Genomic DNA, 15,693 nt, shown 5'->3' with positions numbered 1-15,693 from the left:
GATGTTCGAGTGCCGGGAATGTGGCAATGAGCTCACAGGTGTGCTGAGTCTGCTGTCCGCGGTCCCGGAAGCTCCTGCTCGGAATCCGGATCAGGAGGCCGCCGAGGACCGACGTGCTCCGGCGACAATGCCCAGGGGCTGCTACGCGGTTGAGACGGAGCCGTGGGGGCCACCCTTCATCCCAGCCGAGACGGATGGGCCTGCATACCCGCGCGGTCCGTGGATGGACGACGAACGTGGTTCGCTCACCTCCGCAGGCCCGCGCGGCAACTTCGTCCTCCACCCAGACGACGCCGGTGAGCTCGCGCTGCACCCGAGCAGCGGGTTCGCATGCTGTGGCCCAAGCCCGAGCGGTGGGATGAACCAGGCCTGCACCTGCGGAGTCCTGGTCGCGACGCTCGCTGCTGACTGTTGGGGGCCATACGAACTCCACCTGGCAGCGGACAAAGTCCGAGAGGCTCATGCTGGCTGAGCCAAACGATCGCCGGATGGGTGGTCAAGTTGCGGCTGAGAGCGGCCGGCCGCCCCATCGGGCGCCTTTCGCTGCGGATGCGTGCGCGCTCGCGGCGCTGAGCGGCGAGGATGTCCGGGTGGCGGGCGTTTTGGTTGCGCCGGCGCAGGTAGCGGTGCAGCGCCCAGGTCTGGACGGTGTGGTCGGGGTGGTGGGAGTTGGCGAGGGTGAACTGCCGCAGCGGCCCGAAGCGCGCTTCGATCGGGTTCGCCCAGGAGGCGTTCGTAGATCGGGGCGCCGTCCGGAAGTGCTGCTCGGATCGACCTGAGCGCGGCCCAGGTGGGGGCGATGCCCCTGCGGCGCCGGTTGACGCCCCACAGGGTGTCGTCGCCGACCGAGTAGCAGCCCGTACCCTTCAAGCAGGCTCGATCGGGCATGAGCGGCAGCCCCGGGGTCTTTCGCGGTTGTGCCACGCGAATTGGGCGACGGCGACCTTGTCCGAGCGCTCCAGCGCCTTGCGGAGCAAGGTGTACGGCTTGGCCGCGACCTGTCCGTCGATCGCGAGGTAGTAGTTGTCGCTGATCCGGATCGGGTCGATGCTGTCGGCGTCGACGAACGGCACGATCTCGATCGCCTTCGCGGTCGGCAGCGGCATCTCGTCGAGCTCTTCAACTGTGACCGAGACAACCTCGTCCTTCGCGACCTCGTAGCCCTTGCCGATCTCCTCGTGCGGTACGACCTCGTCCTCGATCGAGCAGACCTTGCGAGTACGGACCCGGCCCATGTCCTCCAGATGCACCTGGTGGAAATGAACCGAGCGGTTCTCAGCCGCGCTGACCACCTCGATCGGGATCGTGCCGTTGACTGAACTACCAGGGGAATATTCACAGGTCAGAGGCGCTTTCTGCTACCTTCCGGACCGTGCTTGAGACCGGAGATTCGCCCCCTGAAGTGGTGGGTTTCATTCCGCCGCAGACCGCGACGCCTTCGAGTACGCCATCGAGTTGCGCAAGTCCGGCATCGACAGAGCGGGCAGCAAACTCTCCTACTCGTGGCTGCGAGACCTGGGGAACCTGCCGCCCGACGCCCCGGTGACGCTCCGATTCCTCGACCGGGTCACCGGACAGCTCAGCTGCGAACAGCTCGTCGACCGCCACGGTGTGGCCTGCGAGCCGATCCGTGCGTTGTTGATCGATTACCTGGAAGAGCGACGGCCCCGCCTGGACTACAGCACACGCTGGACAATCTCGCCCGCGCCCTGACCCGTAACTTCTGGTCGGACCTGGAACGTCACCACCCCGGCATCGGCCCCCTCGACCTGGCCCCCGGGGTCGCGACTGGGTGGAAGGAGCGCCTCAGGACCCGCGTCCAGCTACGCAAACGCCCGGACGGCACTGTCGAGGAGACAGTTGTCGAGTGCGCCGACCGGGCCATGCTGTTCATCGCGCTGCGCGCCTTCTACCTGGACATCGCCCGCTGGGCGGTGGAGGAACCGGGCCGCTGGGGGCCGTGGGCCGCGCCGTGCCCGATCAAGGAAACCGAGACCACGGACCGCAAGCGGGTCAAGCAGGTCAAGGCTCAGATGGATCAGCGGACCGTGAACGCCTTCCGGCCCTGGAGGCGTTCGCGAAGGCCGCTGCTGACCACCACCGTTACCGGCGGGCCTGCCTGGAGTCCCTTCTCTCCGTACAGCCCGGCGAAACCTTCCGCATTCGCGATGCGATGTTCGTCCGCACCACGAACGGCGATAGCGCCGCCGCCCGGGATGCCGGCGGGAACCTTCTCCACTTCGACCTGGCCGAGCAACGGGCGTTCTGGGCCAGGGCTGCGGTCGAGTTCCTGCGCCACACCGGTGCCCGCATCGAGGAGACGCTGGAGGTCAGCCATCACGCGGTGATCCAGTACCGGCTGCCCACCACCGGCGAGATAGTCCCCCTGCTGCAGATCGCTCCGTCCAAGACGGACCAAGGAACGAGTCCTGCTCGTCAGCCCCGAACTGGCCGACGTCCTGTCCACGGTCATCCGTCGCGTCCGCGACTCCCACGACGGCACGATTCCGCTCCTTGCCGCCTACGACTACTCAGAACGCACCTGGAATCCGCCGGCACTGCTGCTGTTCCAGTACGACCGCGGTGGTGAAAACTCGCGCATGAGCGGCGAACTCATCCGCCGAACGCTGGGCGAGGTCCTGGCCTTTATCGGCCTCACCGACTCTGTCGGCCAACCGCTGGCTTTCGCCCTGCACGACTTCCGCCGCATGCTCATCACCGACGCCGTCCGGACCGGCCTGCCGCCTCACATCGCCCAGGCCATCGCCGGTCACGCCGACATCAACACCACCATGGGCCACCACGCCGTCTACCCCGCCGAGACCATCGAGGTCCACCGCGCCTTCATCTCGCGCCGCCGAGCACTGCGCCCGGCCGAGGAGTACCGCACCCCCACCGACGCGGAATGGGAAGACTTCCTTGGCCACTTCGAACGCCGCGAACTCTCGGTCGGCACCTGCGCCCGCGCCTACGGCACCACCTGCATCCACGAACACGCTTGCGTCAGATGCTCGCTCCTCAGACCTGACCCGGCCCAACGGGCACGGCTTGCCGAGGTCCGTGACAACTTGATCGCCCGAATCGCCGAAGCTGAGACGGAAGGCTGGCTCGGCGAGGTCGATGGTCTCCAGGTCAGCCTGGCTGGCGCTGGAGAAGCTCCGTCAGCTTGATCGGAGCCACGGGCAGCATACGGCCGTGGACCTTGGCATCCCCACCACGCGTGGTGATCGATGAACCCACGAAGGTGGCTGCCGCATGGCCCTCAAACAAGATCGAGAACAAGTTCAAGGAAGCGTGCACTAAACGCCCTTCAGAACACGATCAAGTGCCGCCCGGCCTACAGGTCCCCAGTTCGGCTTGCCGCCGGGAAGGCCCCGATCTCCGTTCTGCCCCATGAGCATCAGGAAGAGGCTCTTCATAGCGGCCAGCCCGCGGGCGCGCCGGATCGCCGCCTCGTCTGCATGCGCGTACATGTCGAAGAACCGTGAGGCCGTGCCCGCGGGTAGCAGCACCCATGCGGCAGCGAGGTCCCACGCCGGATCGCCGGCGAACATGCAACCGAAGTCGACGATGCCCGAGAGCGTTCCGTCCGAGACGACGACGTTCGCGGGATGGAGGTCGCCGTGCACCCACACCGGCGGGCCCTCCCACGCGTGGGCCGCAACAGCGTCGTCCCAGACGGCCCGGACGTCGGCAGCGATGTCGTCGGGGGCAACGGCCTGGAAGAAGTTCTCGAAACCGTCCGTGCAGTTCCTGGGATGGGCACCGCGGTCCGTAGTAGTTGGCGCCTCGGCGGGCGCCTCCACATGGAGCGCCTGGAGGAAGCCCGCCAGCGTGTCGGCCGCGTGGGCGCCGCGGCTGATCGAGCCGTGGTCCAGCGGCTCGCCGGGAACCCACGTCATCACGGTCCAGTGCTTGGGGAAGCGCTCGGACGGTTCGCCGAGCCGCACCGGGGTCGGCACCGGGAGCGGCAGGCGTGGGGCCAGCACGGGTAGCCACCGCCGCTCGTTGAGCTGGAGCTCCGGGGTGGGGTCCATGCGCTGCATGCGCACGGCCAACTCGTCACCGAGGCGCCACATTTGGTTGCCCCAGCCGCCCGCCACCTCACGGATGGCCAGCCCCGCAAGGTCTGGATGTTGCTCCTGCAGCAGGTCGCGCACCAGGTCTGCGGTGATCTCGATCTCGGTATCGGTCATGCGAAGTCACAGTACAGAGGCGGCAGGCGGAGCGGCTCTCGCTCTTTTAGGAATATCTTGCTGTGATTCCTCTGGCATCACCAATTCGGTTTCAGAGAGCTGCAGCTCAGAGGCTTTGGGACGGAACGGCCCCAAAGTTCAGAGAACTGACCAGGCCAAAGGAAATGGCACCGGTCCACAACGGCCGCGGCATGCGTACCTCCAGGCCCCCTGGCGGGCATGGGCCGGGAAGAGGACCGGCGCGCCGGGATAGGGGCTTTCCCCCGTTCAGACCGGGGCAGGATGCGGCCGGGCCACTGCCCGTAGTCCGATGCTTGTGCGGGGCGGGCCTGATCGCATCACAAAGACGCCGCCCTGAGCCGTGGTCGGCCCGGCCACGGTGGAGCGGGCCGCGCCGACAGGAACCGCCAGCGCTCCGGTCGGGCCTACCGCCTGCTTCAGAGCCGTGCCTCGGGCTCGGTGACGACGAACTCCTCGCCGTCCCAGTGCACGGCCAGTTCCCGTACTCCGCCCGGACCGCTCTGGGCCGATCTGTTCCACGTTGAGTACGACGACAACAGCGCGTGGCCGGTCAGTTCGGCCGGAAACCCGTTCCACTTTGTGGCGTCGGTGCCGGGCTGGCACTACCGACGCACGGGCGCCGACTCGATTCTGCTGTTCTTCGAGCCCGTCGAGCGGCTCGCGCTGCTGACCTTCGACTGGAGCTGAGGCACCGCCCAGAGGCGCGGGGAACTGCTGTCAGCAGTGGTTGGCGAGCCAGTGGTCCTCGGCGGCGTAGTCGAAGGAGAGCGATCTTCGGAAGCGGTTCCAACAAGAATGACAACTGAGCGCTTGGTTCCAAGAAGCTTGACAAATCAGTTCCAACAAGCGTGTCACCCACGTGGAGAACGGTCAGGTCAGCACGCCTTGGCGGTTCCAACTACCGTGTCACGGCTCAGAGGCAGAACAGGGACCCGGCGCGGTGAATGCACCAATTTCGGGCGTACCTGGTCTGCTGCGGAGGCAGGAACGCGGAAGGCTGATCACCGGATCCTCCGTGAAGCCGTCGGGGCCCCCTCCCGGGAACCGAACCCGGGAGATGCCGTGGTGATCAAATCGTTGCCGCACTGCGTACAACCGCGTACAGCCCTCTCCTGTCCGACAGTCAGCCGAGAGGAAGAACCTCCGGCCGGTGCGCCTGCGCGTTCGGTCCAGGCTGCAGAGGAAAGGGCGAGCTCGAAGATGGGGAAGACGATGTGGAAAGCGGTGGTGGCCGGTGGAGCGGCGGTCGTGTTCACAGGGGTGGCGGCGGTGCCGGCTGGGGCGGCGGAGGGCGGGGTCTCCTTCACCCGGGTCTCGGTGAACGGCGGGAAGCCGATCGTGATCGGGGTCAAGGAGGAGGTCGAGGTGCATGCGGTCTTCCGGATGACGACCAAACTCAGATACGACTTCGGGCCGACGGTGTTCCCCTACCGGGGGAAGCCCGACACTGGGGACACCCTGCACAGCTCCATCATCACCAGCGACTGCAAGGTCGTGGACAGGGCGAAAGGAGTCTGCGACTTCGGGGAATGGCTGTACATCGACCCGCGGAACCATGACTTCGGGAACGAGGACGCCGGCACCTGGCGGACTGCTGCTCGGGTCTTTCTCGCCGGCGACGCGCACGACACTGACGACAAGGACCTCCCGTTGCAGGTCAAGCGGGCCACACGCGTCACTGTCAACGCCTCGCCGGAGCCGGTCGCGAAAGGGAAGACGATCACCGTGACCGGGCGGGTTACACGCGCGAACTGGGACACCCACACGTACCAGGGGTACGCGGGTCGCACGGTCAGCCTGCAGTTCAAGGCGGCGGGCGCCTCCTCGTACACAACGGTCAAGAAAGCAACGTCGAGTAGAACGGGGGCGCTCAAGACCACGGTGAAGGCCACCGGGCCGGGGACATGGCGGTGGACGTACTACGGGAACTCCACCTCCGGGGCGAAGTCGTCGACCGGGGATCACGTCGCCGTGCGGTAGGCGACGTGCGCGGACCGCCTCCCCTTCCAGAAGCGTCGTCATCCGGACCAGCCGGACCGGGGTACCTCGTCGACATGTGGCCGACCTCGCAGAAGTCGGAACTCCATGTGCTCAAGCAAGTCCGATCCGCTGGGCCGGCTGACCTAACACCGCTCTGAAGTCCGCTCCCTGCGAGCGATGTGCGCGGCGCGGAACCCTGAGCGCGCTACTTGGTCAGGCTGGCCAAGTAGCGCGCTCAGTCACACGAAACAGCGACTCCTGTGTCAGCAGTACACGCCGGCCGCCGCTGGCCTTGACCTGGTCGTACGACTCACGGACGGCGAGGCCGTGCGGCAGGCCGAGGGCGAGAGCAGTGGCCACCGTGCGCACGGCGGGACCGCCCAGGGCCAGCACGGCCACCACACGCTGCAGATCGGCGAAGCACTGATCGACGGTGCAGCGCAGCGGACCTTCCTGGAGGCCCTGGATCAGGTCGGACAGATCACTGGTGCCCGGCTCGCCCGCCTGTGCACGGCGCAGGGCCTGGAGGACGTCCCGGAGGTGATCCAGTTCCCACGCCGCAGGGAGAGCAGGGCGGCACCTGCGCAACAGTGGTTCAGGGATCGGGTGAGCTCGCAGTTGGCTGCCGGGACGCTTGAGTTCCTCGGTTCGCTCGTCGAGTGTGCCCTGCTTGTCTGCAAGCTCCTGTTCCAGTGTGGTGATGCGGCGCTGGAGCTGGTCGATGGCTCACCGCCGGATCTCCCGCTACGGGTGCAGCACGACCTTCGTGTAGCCCTCGATCCGCTTGTCGAACTTGTCGTATGCCGAGGGCGCCTGGTCCAGGGGCAGTTCATGCGAGACGACGAAGTTCGGCTGCGCCCGGCCCTCAATGATCATGTCGCGCAGGTACCGGTTGTAGCGCTTCACGTTGCACTGCCCCGTACCCATGCGTAGGCCCTTCTCGAAGAGCTTGCCGATCGAGACGAGCAGCATGCCGTGCTTGGCCTGCTCGTCGGGGCCTCCGGGGTCGGACGGAACGTAGAGGCCTGGCACGCCGAGCGCCCCGGTGGCCCGGACCGTACCGACGAGCGAGTTCAGGACTGTCGCCGGTTCCTCGTGGTCGGTGCCGCGCGCCGCCGCCTGGTAGCCGACGGCATCGACGCCCTTGTCCGTGCCGATGCCTTCGGTCTGCTCCTTGATCTGCTCCACGGGGTCGCCCTCGGCGAAGTTGACCGGAATCGCACCGATCTCCCGGGCCTTTTCCAGCCGCTCGGGAACGCGGTCCACGACGAAGACCTTCTTCGCGCCGCGCAACAGGGCCGAGTAGGCGGCCATGAGCCCGACCGGCCCGCCGCCGTACACGGCGACGCTCTCACCTGGGCGGACCCCGGCGAGTTCACAGCCGTGGTAGCCGGTGGGGAAGATGTCGGCAAGCAGCATGAAGTCGGTCTCATGCTCGTTTCCCGGCGGCAGCTTCAGACAGTTGAAGTCGGCGTACGGAACGCGCAGGTATTCAGCCTGACCGCCTGGCCAGGGTCCCATGGCGACATATCCGTAAGCACCTCCCGCAAAGCCAGGATTGACGGTCTGACAGAATCCGGTGAATCCCTCGACGCAATTGGCGCAGAACCCGCAGGCGACATTGAAGGGCATGACCACGCGGTCGCCCGCCTTGAGCGAGGTGACGCCCTGACCGGTTTCGTCGATGATCCCCATGTTCTCGTGACCGAAGACGATGCCGGGCTCGGCTGCGGTACGGCCCTCGTACATGTGCAGGTCCGAGCCGCATATCGCGGTGGAGGTGATCTTTACGATCACGTCGTTCGGGTGCTGGATCCTGGGCTTTTCGACGTCTTCGACCGCCACGGTGAACGGTTCTTTGTATACGACGGCCTTCATGGCTGCCACCTCCGCTCGGCGATGCACGCTTTTTCACCCGCCCCCGACTGCTGTATTTCGCGTGACTCATCTCTCATGATTCTCCGGCTTGAACCGATGGACAACCCGGTAATATCGCGATGAATGGATGAATATCCACTGCTCTGACATCGCGCCGAAATCGAAAAGGGAGGGCGCAAAGTGGCTGCACAACGCCTCGGGACCCTGCTCGTCCCAGTGCCCGGCCTGTCCGGCACCATGTACCCGCCGGGAACGACGGTGACTGTCCGCGGTCGCGGTGCAACTGTCGATGCCTTCATCAACGGCGACTGGCTACCGCTGTCGTGGTGGGAATTCTCCGACGGCCTCCGCGAGGACATCGCCGACCGTTGACCCCGGTGCGGGCGATGGTCCGGGCCGGCGCCCCGGGCTCTTGATCATTCATCGATGCCGGAGCGCTCCGCGCCCGCGACGATGTGGCGCTGGAGAACCAGGAAGACCACCAGCAGGGGCAGGATCGACACGGCGGCTGCGATGAACAGCTCGTGCAGGTTGACCGTCTGAGCCGTGGTGAAGGTTGCGAGAGCGACCTGCACGGTCCAGGCGTCGCGCTGCTGGCCGATCACCAGTGGCCAGAGGAACGAGTTCCACGAGCCGATGAAGACGATCGCCCCCACGGCGGCGAAGACCGGCCGTGTGTTGGGGACGACGATCCGCCAGTACGTACGCCAGTAGCCGAGCCCGTCGACCCTGGCCGCGTCCTCCAGCTCCCGGGGAAAGCCGAGGAAGTACTGCCGGAAGAGGAAGGCTGCGAACGCGCTGAAGAGGGTGGGGACGATCAGTCCGCGCAGGGTGGAGATCCAGCCGAGCGACGAAACGAGGACGAAGCTCGGGACAAAAGTGACGGCGGACGGGATCATCAGGGTGACCAGGAACGCGTAGAAGACCTGGCTCGCATAGGGATACTCGATGCGGGCCAGCCCGTATCCGGCCATCGAGGCGAGCAGCAGGGTGCCGATGGTCGTGAGGACGGCGATCACGGCCGAATTCCACAGGGCGTGCAGCATGGGGACACTGCTGTCGTTGAACAGTTCCCGCAGGTTGCCCCACTGGAGGCTGTGCGGGAAGAACGTCCAGTCCGCCCCGGTGATGTCCGCTTCGGTGGCCAGGCCGTTGCGTACCAGTAGGTAGAACGGGACGAGGAAGAGCATGGCGAGCGCGATGAGCAGCACGAGCCGCAGTCCGCGCGCGAGCCGTCGGAAGGCATGGGCCGTGGAGAGCCCCGTTGGTTGAACCGTCGAGTGCTGTCGCATACGTCAGTCCTCCTGGCGTCCGAGACCGAACCAGCGTGCCTGTACCACCGCCACGACCGCGATGATCAGTGCGAGGATCACCGCGCCCGCGCTACCGAGGCCCAGGTTCTGTCCCTGCCCCAGCGCCACGTAGTACAGGTAGACCAGGGGCGGCCTGGCGTAGGGCGGGTAGCCGCGTGCCGTCGACAGCAGGTTGTAGAACTCGTCGAAGGCCTGGAAGGCGTTGATCACCAGGAGCAGGGTGACGGCAACGGAGGTCGCACGCAGTTGCGGGAAGGTGATGTGCCTGAAGACCTGCCAGCCGGGGCGGGCGCCGTCGACGGCCGCCGCCTCGTAGAGGGTGCGTGGGATTCGCTGGAGTCCGGCCAGCAGGATCACCATGTAGAAGCCTGCCTGGAGCCACAGGCGCACGGTCACGATGACCAGCCAGTACCAGGGTGGGCTGGTGGTCGACAGCCAGGCGATGTCCGAGCCGCCGAACCATCCCAGCACCGTGTTCGCCAGTCCGAACCGTACCCCGTTGAAGATCGACAGCTTCCAGATCATTGCGGCGACGACGTACGAGCAAGCGGTCGGCAGGAAGAAGACCGACCGGAAGAACGCCTGGGCGAAGCGCAGTCTGGCGACCATCAGAGCGAGGGCGAGCGAGAGCCCGTAGGTGGCCGGAACGATGAAGAGCGAGAAGACGACGAAGGTGACGAGACTGGAGATGAAGGACGGGTCGCCAAGGATCTCGGAGTAGTTGTCCAGGCCCACGAAGTCGGTCGGTGTCACCGTGTTGTGGGCGTCGAAGAAGCTGAGCCACACGCTCCACAGCAGCGGTACGTACGTGAAGAGGGCGAGCCCGGCGGCGAAGGGGCCGACGAAGATCCAGAACCACAGGTAGCGGTTCTGGGGACCCAGCAGTCGCCGTCCCAGCGGTCTTCTGGCGCCTTCAGTTGTCTGCGTGGCTATGACCGCACCCGCTTCAGCTCGGCGTTCGCCGTCGCGACGACCGCCCTGATCTGGGCGTCCGGGGCGGCGCCTTCGGTGATGATCCGGCTCAGGGCGTCCTGGTAGGCGGTCTGGCTCCGGTCGGTCCACAACAGGGGCTGTGCGTAGCCGTGTTCGGTCGTGAAGCGGACGGCTTCGGCCGCCGCGCCCTTGGCGAGTCCGGCTGCCTTCCTCGCCAGCGAGATCCGGGCGGGAATGTGGAAGCCGTAGGACAGTGCGAAGTCTTCCTGGTAGTCGGTCCGTTCCACCCATAGCCACTTCACATATGCCTTCGCCGCGTCGATGTGGCTGCTGTGCGCGCTGACGGCCGCCCCGTAGGCGCCGACCGGTACCGAAGGCCTGCCCTGTGCCCCGTCGCGGGGAAAGGGCAGGACGCCGAAGTCGTCGCCCAGCGCCTTCTCGATCTGTGGGAGGGCCCACAGTCCTGTCCACTGCATGGCGGTCAGGCCCTGGAGGAACGCGGACGGGTCGGACCAGTCGGTGGGGGCTCCGAGCAGCAGGGAATCGTCCTTGTGGAATCGATGGAGCTTGCCGAGGGTCCTGGCGGCTTGCGGGTCGTCGAATCCGACCGCTCCGTCGGAGGTCACCAGTTCCAGGCCTGCGGCGCGAAGCGGGGTGGCGCCGAGCACGCCGGCTCCCCCGTCGTTGCCGAGGAAGAGGCCTTTGACATCCTTGGTCGTCAGGGCCCTTGCCGTGTCGACCAGTTCGTCAAGGGTCTGCGGTGGCCGGACTCCGGCCGCGGCGAGCAGGCTCTTTCGGTAATAGAGCATCTGCATGTCGATGGCCTGGGGGATCCCGTAGACCTTGCCCTTGTACGTCTTGGGGGTGAGGACCGCGGGGTTGAAGTCATCACGTACGTCGTCCAGGAGGTCGGTGAGGTCGGCGACCTGCCCACCCCGGATCTGGTCCAGGGTCGGACTGCCCTCGAAGACGTCGGGTGCGTTCTTGGTCAGCAGTGCCGCGGCCGTCTGCTGGTCATAGTTGCCGGGCCGCCATTCGATCGTGATCTCCGCCTTGCGGTAGGCGGCCGCATATCGTTTCACCGCCTGTTCGGTCCCGGCCTCGCCGTACTGGTGGTACCACTGGTCGAGGGCGGGGCGATTGCCCGCTCCGCCGGCACGGCCGGTGTTGGAACCGCAGGCGGCGGTGAGTGCGAGTGCGCCCGAGGCGGCCAGCAGATACCGGCGGCTGATGCTGTTGGCTGTGGTGCTTGAGTGGGGCATGGTTCATCAGTGTGGCGCCGATACGTGTATGAGTTGTTGCCCGCCCATGAAACGGCCAGTTTTAGCCGAAGGGGCGGTTCGATCAGAGTCTTCAACGGTCAAATACAGCCAGGGATGTTCAGACCGTCGCCGTCATGAGTCGATGGCCCGGCTTTGTCAACGCCGAGCCGGCAGAGACAACGGCATCGGGTCCGCGCGACGCGCCGCGCCTGTCCGTGCCGGACGCCGGACGGCTGCCCGTAGGCGGTGCTGGGCGCGACCGGCGGTCAGGGCGGCGCGGTCGCCGCGCCGCTGGAGGCCGGGGTGCAGTGCGTGCCGTGGTGCGTGATCCCGGCAGCGGGCAGGCCGCAGCGCCGGCGTCCGTAGGAACGGAGGTCGCCTCCGGGGATCTGCTTCGACGCGGCCTCGCTCACCGATGTGTTACGGGGAACGACGGCCGCGTTCGCCGTCACCACTTTGTTCCAGGACGGTCTGGATGCGGAGCTCGCGCAGGGCGCGGCGATTGTGCGGGGCAGGGGCGCGTCTCAGGACCACGGCGGGGAACAGTAGTGCTGCGCCTGCGATGGCCGCGATCCAGAACCCGTTGCTCGCGCCGAGGCCGTCGATCACGGGCCCCGCGGCTGCAGGGCCGATCGCGGCGCACCGGTCGGTGGTGCCGGGTGGGGTCAGGCGTCGCAGGTGTCGAGCATCCGGGACAGGGCTTCGGCCTCGGCCGGGTTGGCGGTGAGCCGGTAGTTGGCCTTCATACTGATCCAGGCACGGCTGTAGGTGCACCAGTACGACTGAAGCGACGGCTTCCGTTTGTTTGGGCGGCGTTGTCACGTTGGTGTGGTGTTGATCGATTGAGGGCGCGTCAGGGTGTGCAGGGGTCGGGTGGGGGCCTGGTTCACGCTGTGGTGGGCAGGGCGGTGGCGCCGGTGATCTCGTCCCAGATCGCGAAGCGGGTGGTCATCTCGGTGTGGTATTCGAAACGACAGGAAACGGAAGTACAGCCACACGCAGTGCGCGATGATCTCCACCGGGTACCGGTGCCCCTTGTACGACGGCGGCGCGCTGTCCACGCGCCTTCCGGGGCTACCTGGCCGGCTGGGCGTTCGTGGTCGGCAAGACGGCCTCCTGCGCGGCCATGGCCATGACTGTCAGCGGCTACCTCTGGCCCGGCCAGACCCGCGCGGTGGCCGTGGCCGCAGTGGTGGCACTGACCGCGCTGAACTACTCCGGAGGGCAGAAGTCCGCGTTCGTCACCCGCGCCATCGTCAGGGTCGTCGTGACCGTGCTCGCCACCGTGGCGGTCACGACCCTGACGTCGGCCGGAGCGGACGCCACGAGGCTGGACATCGCCTCGGACACCTCGGTCGGCGGGGTGCTCCAGGCCTTGGGGCTGCTGTTCTTCGCCTTCGCGGGGTACGCCCGTATCGCCACCCTCGGAGAGAAAGTCCGCGACCCCGCCCGCACCATCCCGCGTGCCCTCTCGATCGCACTCGGCATCACCCTCGCCGTCTACGCCCTCGTTGCCGTCGCCGCCCTGACGGTGCTCGGCCCAGCCGGGCTGGCGGACGCCGCCGCACCGCAGTCGGACACCGCACGCGCCGCGGGCGCCGACTGGCTTCTACCCGTCGTCCGCGCGGGCGGGGGCGTCGCCGCACTCGGCTCGCTGCTCGCGCTGATCCTCGGGATCTCCCGCACCGTCCTGGCCATGGCCCGCGACCGGTATCTGCCGCACGCCCTGGCCGCCGCCCACCCCCGCTTCGGGGTTCCCCACCGCGCCGAACTGGCCGTGGGCGCCGCCGTCGCCCTCCTCTGCGCGACCACGGACGTACGCGGTGCGATCGGCTTGTCCTCCTTCGGTGTCCTCGTCTACTACGCCATCGCCAATGCCTCTGCCTGGACCCTCACGACCGAGGAGGGCCGGTCTCACCGCCTCGTGCCCGTCATCGGCCTGGCCGGGTGCGGGGCCCTCGCCTTCGCCCTGCCCGCAAGCGCCGTTGTCTCGGGTACTGCGGTCCTCGTCCTCGGTGCCGCCGTCCACGGCATACGGAACGCCAGGACAGGAAGGGCCGGTCACTGACCCTGGCCGTGCCGCGCGGCCGCCCAGGTGGCCAGGCCCGGGAGGAGCGGAGGCGGAAGCGAGAGAAGCCCGGCGTAGGGCCCGCCACGCCCGCCACGGGATAGTGGTTCAGGATTAGCCACCAGAAACAACTACAACCCACGTATAGGGCTCAACAGGATTGGAATCTCAACTAACAAGCAGCATAAGGAAATTCAAGGAAAGGGGTGCAAGCTATGCCGGAGAAAAACGTTCACTTCGGGAAGTTCGGTGCCCGCGGTATCAAGGGCAGTGACGCCGTGATGCGCCGCCTGGACGACCTCGCCGGCGGGATCAGCACCCCCCGTCACTGAGAAGCGCGGCCTGGCCGCCCGCCTCAACTACCTCACCAAGACCACCAACAGCCGCTCTGCCGCACGGGAGGCCGGCCTCACCGTCACCGACCGCATCCTGAAAGCCTGGCAGGCCGGCAAACGCCGCCCGTCGAGAGCCAACTTCGAACGCATCGACAACGCCTACCGCACCGTGCGCCGCCAGAACGTCGACAACCACCCCTGCGACGTCTCAACGCGGGCGGCGGAACCAGTGTGGAGATGCACCCCCTGAACCAGTCCCAGGTCGCACGACCACTCCAGCGGCTGGTCGAGTACGCACGATGAATATCCGCCGCTGGGGCCGCATGGTCGGCTCCTGGGCTGCGGGCGACCATCAGGGCCTCGACGACGCATGGACCACCGACGTCCTCCCCGACCTCGGAGCGCAGTGGGGCCAGTACGAGTACGTCACCGACATCGGCTTCGCCGCGTAAACCGCCCCGCGCACCGCTTGAGGGCCTGTCCGCACGGACGGGCCCTCAGACACTCCAGCCGGGAGCTGTACCGCTACACTTCCGCCTCGGCCTGGTGCCGCTCCTGGTCGTGGCGGGCGGCGAGTTCCGTGCCCCGGGCGAGGGTCTTCTGTCCCAGGGTGCTCATCTCGGCGGGGGTGTACGTGCGTTCGCGGACGACGGCCCAGCCCATGGCGCCGTCCGGGCCCGCTGCGGTCGTCATCCTCGGTTCGGCGGTGTCGGGGCGGGCCAGGGCGTGATGGCCCTGGTGGACGAGGACACTGTCCCGGGTGATGGTGAGATGCACCTACAGCCGCGCCTGGATCAGTGTGAAGGCCAACTACCAACTCGCCGCCGACGCCGCCGAGGCCGAAGCCCTGTCCCGGATGCTCGACACCTGCGACGCCTGACCCCACCGGGCGGTACCGACCGGGAACCCCGCCCGGTAAACCCCCGGAGTGACTGAATTCCTACGCCCCGATCGAGCCCGAGCAAGCGGCGCAGGTCCAGGAGCTCCTGGAGGACGTCGGCCGCCTCACTGAGCTTCAGCTTGTACGCCACAGGCCCGAAAACAGGGGAGTCCTCGTCCAGGCACTGTCAACTTGCCGAGGGTCTGCCGGGGGCCGATTGTCGGGTTGATCGTGGGACGGCCGGGGAGGGACTGCTCGTGGAGTCTGGGGCGCCGTCGTACAAGGGCTTCCGGTACCCGGTGGAGTTCATCGCCCGCTGTGTGTGGCTGTACCACCGCTTCCCACTCGGTTTCCGCGAGGTCGAGGAGCGCATGCTTGAGCGCGGCGTCGTCGTCTCTTACGAGACCGTCCGGCAGTGGTGCGCGAAGTCCGGGCCTGAATATGCCCGCGAACTCCGGCGCCGACGCCCCCGGCCCGGCGACAAGGGGCATCTGGGTGAGGTCTTCATCACCATCAACGGTGAGCGGCAGTACCTGTGGCGGGCCGTTGACCAGGACGGTAACGTGCTGGACATCCTCGTGCAGAGCCGCCGGGACAAGTCCGCGGCCAAGCGCTTCACGGGGAGACGACCACGTGCGTACACGAAAGCTCATCGCCGCATCAGTAACCGCCCTCACCCTTGCCAGCGGCGTAGCCAACACCGCCCACGCCGCCACACCCACCACAGCCACAGCCGCCGCGCCCGGGAGCGGGGGTGTCGCACCTGCTGGGGACGACGAGAGCGGGCCTGGCGCCGGCATCTTCGCGCAGGGCAGCTGATTGTGCTG

15 protein-coding genes and 6 pseudogenes are annotated in these 15,693 nt (G+C 67.3%); 9 read left to right on the top strand and 12 right to left on the bottom strand.

Annotation, left to right across the window (positions count from 1 at the left end):
- Positions 1–496: 496 nt before the first annotated feature.
- Both ACFV8T_RS39975 and ACFV8T_RS39970 read right to left on the bottom strand, forming a co-directional pair.
- Positions 497–858: pseudogene (locus tag ACFV8T_RS39975) on the bottom strand (IS630 family transposase); the annotation flags it as partial.
- Between the two features lie 47 nt (positions 859–905).
- Positions 906–1,346, bottom strand: a pseudogene (locus ACFV8T_RS39970) (Ku protein); the annotation flags it as partial.
- Between the two features lie 109 nt (positions 1,347–1,455).
- Here ACFV8T_RS39970 and ACFV8T_RS39965 point away from each other — a divergent pair.
- Positions 1,456–1,713 carry a hypothetical protein gene (locus ACFV8T_RS39965; RefSeq protein WP_385337290.1) on the top strand — a complete coding sequence of 86 codons (258 nt, stop codon included), beginning with the start codon at positions 1,456–1,458 and terminating at the stop codon, positions 1,711–1,713.
- A gap of 325 nt (positions 1,714–2,038) precedes the next feature.
- On the opposite strand, the gene ACFV8T_RS39960 is transcribed toward ACFV8T_RS39965, so the two are convergent.
- Positions 2,039–2,419, bottom strand: coding sequence for a hypothetical protein (locus ACFV8T_RS39960; RefSeq protein ID WP_385337288.1), 381 nt, complete (start codon positions 2,417–2,419; stop codon positions 2,039–2,041).
- A gap of 181 nt (positions 2,420–2,600) precedes the next feature.
- On the opposite strand from ACFV8T_RS39960, the gene ACFV8T_RS39955 reads away from it, so the two are divergent.
- A complete protein-coding gene (locus ACFV8T_RS39955) occupies positions 2,601–3,170 on the top strand; it encodes an integrase (RefSeq protein ID WP_385337286.1) in 570 nt (189 codons plus the stop codon).
- A gap of 129 nt (positions 3,171–3,299) precedes the next feature.
- On the opposite strand, the gene ACFV8T_RS39950 is transcribed toward ACFV8T_RS39955, so the two are convergent.
- A complete protein-coding gene (locus ACFV8T_RS39950) occupies positions 3,300–4,196 on the bottom strand; it encodes an aminoglycoside phosphotransferase family protein (protein WP_385337283.1) in 897 nt (298 codons plus the stop codon).
- Between the two features lie 459 nt (positions 4,197–4,655).
- On the opposite strand from ACFV8T_RS39950, the gene ACFV8T_RS39945 reads away from it, so the two are divergent.
- Together ACFV8T_RS39945 and ACFV8T_RS39940 are read left to right on the top strand one after the other, a co-directional pair.
- Complete coding sequence (locus ACFV8T_RS39945) at positions 4,656–4,904, top strand: hypothetical protein (RefSeq protein WP_385337281.1); 249 nt, start codon at positions 4,656–4,658, stop codon at positions 4,902–4,904.
- Positions 4,905–5,417: 513 nt separating this feature from the next.
- Entirely contained in the window at positions 5,418–6,197 is a 780-nt protein-coding gene (locus ACFV8T_RS39940; protein ID WP_385337278.1) for a hypothetical protein, read from the top strand.
- 213 nt (positions 6,198–6,410) lie between these two features.
- Here the strand turns inward: ACFV8T_RS39940 and ACFV8T_RS39935 are convergent, their stop codons facing one another.
- Together ACFV8T_RS39935 and ACFV8T_RS39930 are read right to left on the bottom strand one after the other, a co-directional pair.
- A complete protein-coding gene (locus tag ACFV8T_RS39935; RefSeq protein WP_385337276.1) occupies positions 6,411–6,785 on the bottom strand; it encodes a hypothetical protein in 375 nt (124 codons plus the stop codon).
- A 156-nt stretch (positions 6,786–6,941) separates the two neighbouring features.
- The gene (locus ACFV8T_RS39930; protein ID WP_385337273.1) at positions 6,942–8,075 is read right to left on the bottom strand and encodes a glutathione-independent formaldehyde dehydrogenase; all 1,134 of its coding nucleotides are present in this window, start codon (positions 8,073–8,075) and stop codon (positions 6,942–6,944) included.
- A gap of 180 nt (positions 8,076–8,255) precedes the next feature.
- Between ACFV8T_RS39930 and ACFV8T_RS39925 the strand changes: the two genes are divergently transcribed.
- Positions 8,256–8,447 (top strand): hypothetical protein, encoded by a 192-nt coding sequence (locus ACFV8T_RS39925; RefSeq protein WP_385337270.1) that lies wholly within the window; start codon positions 8,256–8,258, stop codon positions 8,445–8,447.
- 44 nt (positions 8,448–8,491) lie between these two features.
- Here the strand turns inward: ACFV8T_RS39925 and ACFV8T_RS39920 are convergent, their stop codons facing one another.
- The 5 genes and pseudogenes from ACFV8T_RS39920 to ACFV8T_RS39900 form a co-directional block, all read right to left on the bottom strand.
- Complete coding sequence (locus ACFV8T_RS39920) at positions 8,492–9,367, bottom strand: carbohydrate ABC transporter permease (protein WP_385337268.1); 876 nt, start codon at positions 9,365–9,367, stop codon at positions 8,492–8,494.
- Positions 9,368–9,370: 3 nt separating this feature from the next.
- Positions 9,371–10,285: a carbohydrate ABC transporter permease gene (locus tag ACFV8T_RS39915; RefSeq protein ID WP_385337336.1), complete on the bottom strand. Its 915-nt coding sequence runs from the start codon at positions 10,283–10,285 to the stop codon at positions 9,371–9,373.
- Between the two features lie 32 nt (positions 10,286–10,317).
- Complete coding sequence (locus ACFV8T_RS39910; RefSeq protein ID WP_385337265.1) at positions 10,318–11,583, bottom strand: ABC transporter substrate-binding protein; 1,266 nt, start codon at positions 11,581–11,583, stop codon at positions 10,318–10,320.
- Between the two features lie 266 nt (positions 11,584–11,849).
- Positions 11,850–12,035, bottom strand: a complete 186-nt coding sequence (locus tag ACFV8T_RS39905) for a hypothetical protein (RefSeq protein WP_385337262.1) — start codon at positions 12,033–12,035, stop codon at positions 11,850–11,852.
- A gap of 513 nt (positions 12,036–12,548) precedes the next feature.
- Positions 12,549–12,644 (bottom strand): annotated as a pseudogene (locus ACFV8T_RS39900) (IS6 family transposase); the annotation flags it as partial.
- 5 nt (positions 12,645–12,649) lie between these two features.
- On the opposite strand from ACFV8T_RS39900, the pseudogene ACFV8T_RS39895 reads away from it, so the two are divergent.
- Together ACFV8T_RS39895 and ACFV8T_RS39890 are read left to right on the top strand one after the other, a co-directional pair.
- Positions 12,650–13,651: pseudogene (locus tag ACFV8T_RS39895) on the top strand (APC family permease); the annotation flags it as partial.
- Positions 13,652–13,866: 215 nt separating this feature from the next.
- Positions 13,867–14,438 (top strand): annotated as a pseudogene (locus ACFV8T_RS39890) (transcriptional regulator).
- Between the two features lie 73 nt (positions 14,439–14,511).
- Here the strand turns inward: ACFV8T_RS39890 and ACFV8T_RS39885 are convergent.
- Positions 14,512–14,763 carry a hypothetical protein gene (locus tag ACFV8T_RS39885; protein WP_385337260.1) on the bottom strand — a complete coding sequence of 84 codons (252 nt, stop codon included), beginning with the start codon at positions 14,761–14,763 and terminating at the stop codon, positions 14,512–14,514.
- A 360-nt stretch (positions 14,764–15,123) separates the two neighbouring features.
- On the opposite strand from ACFV8T_RS39885, the pseudogene ACFV8T_RS39880 reads away from it, so the two are divergent.
- Both ACFV8T_RS39880 and ACFV8T_RS39875 read left to right on the top strand, forming a co-directional pair.
- Positions 15,124–15,483, top strand: a pseudogene (locus ACFV8T_RS39880) (IS6 family transposase); the annotation flags it as partial.
- Positions 15,484–15,499: 16 nt separating this feature from the next.
- Positions 15,500–15,685: a hypothetical protein gene (locus tag ACFV8T_RS39875; protein ID WP_385337347.1), complete on the top strand. Its 186-nt coding sequence runs from the start codon at positions 15,500–15,502 to the stop codon at positions 15,683–15,685.
- The last annotated feature ends 8 nt before the right edge of the window (positions 15,686–15,693 follow it).

The organism is Streptomyces sp. NPDC059832 (assembly GCF_042731715.1).
Lineage (GTDB): Bacteria > Actinomycetota > Actinomycetes > Streptomycetales > Streptomycetaceae > Streptomyces.
Note: the sequence above shows the minus strand (reverse complement) of the source record. Positions and strands in the feature narration are given on the sequence as shown.

Bases quoted from the DNA above. Each gene is read 5' to 3' on its own strand.
- ACFV8T_RS39955 (WP_385337286.1), top strand. From the start codon at position 2,601: ATGAGCGGCGAACTCATCCGCCGAACGCTGGGCGAGGTCCTGGCCTTT.
- ACFV8T_RS39950 (WP_385337283.1), bottom strand. From the start codon at position 4,196: ATGACCGATACCGAGATCGAGATCACCGCAGACCTGGTGCGCGACCTG.
- ACFV8T_RS39940 (WP_385337278.1), top strand. From the start codon at position 5,418: ATGGGGAAGACGATGTGGAAAGCGGTGGTGGCCGGTGGAGCGGCGGTC.
- ACFV8T_RS39930 (WP_385337273.1), bottom strand. From the start codon at position 8,075: ATGAAGGCCGTCGTATACAAAGAACCGTTCACCGTGGCGGTCGAAGAC.
- ACFV8T_RS39920 (WP_385337268.1), bottom strand. From the start codon at position 9,367: ATGCGACAGCACTCGACGGTTCAACCAACGGGGCTCTCCACGGCCCAT.
- ACFV8T_RS39910 (WP_385337265.1), bottom strand. From the start codon at position 11,583: ATGCCCCACTCAAGCACCACAGCCAACAGCATCAGCCGCCGGTATCTG.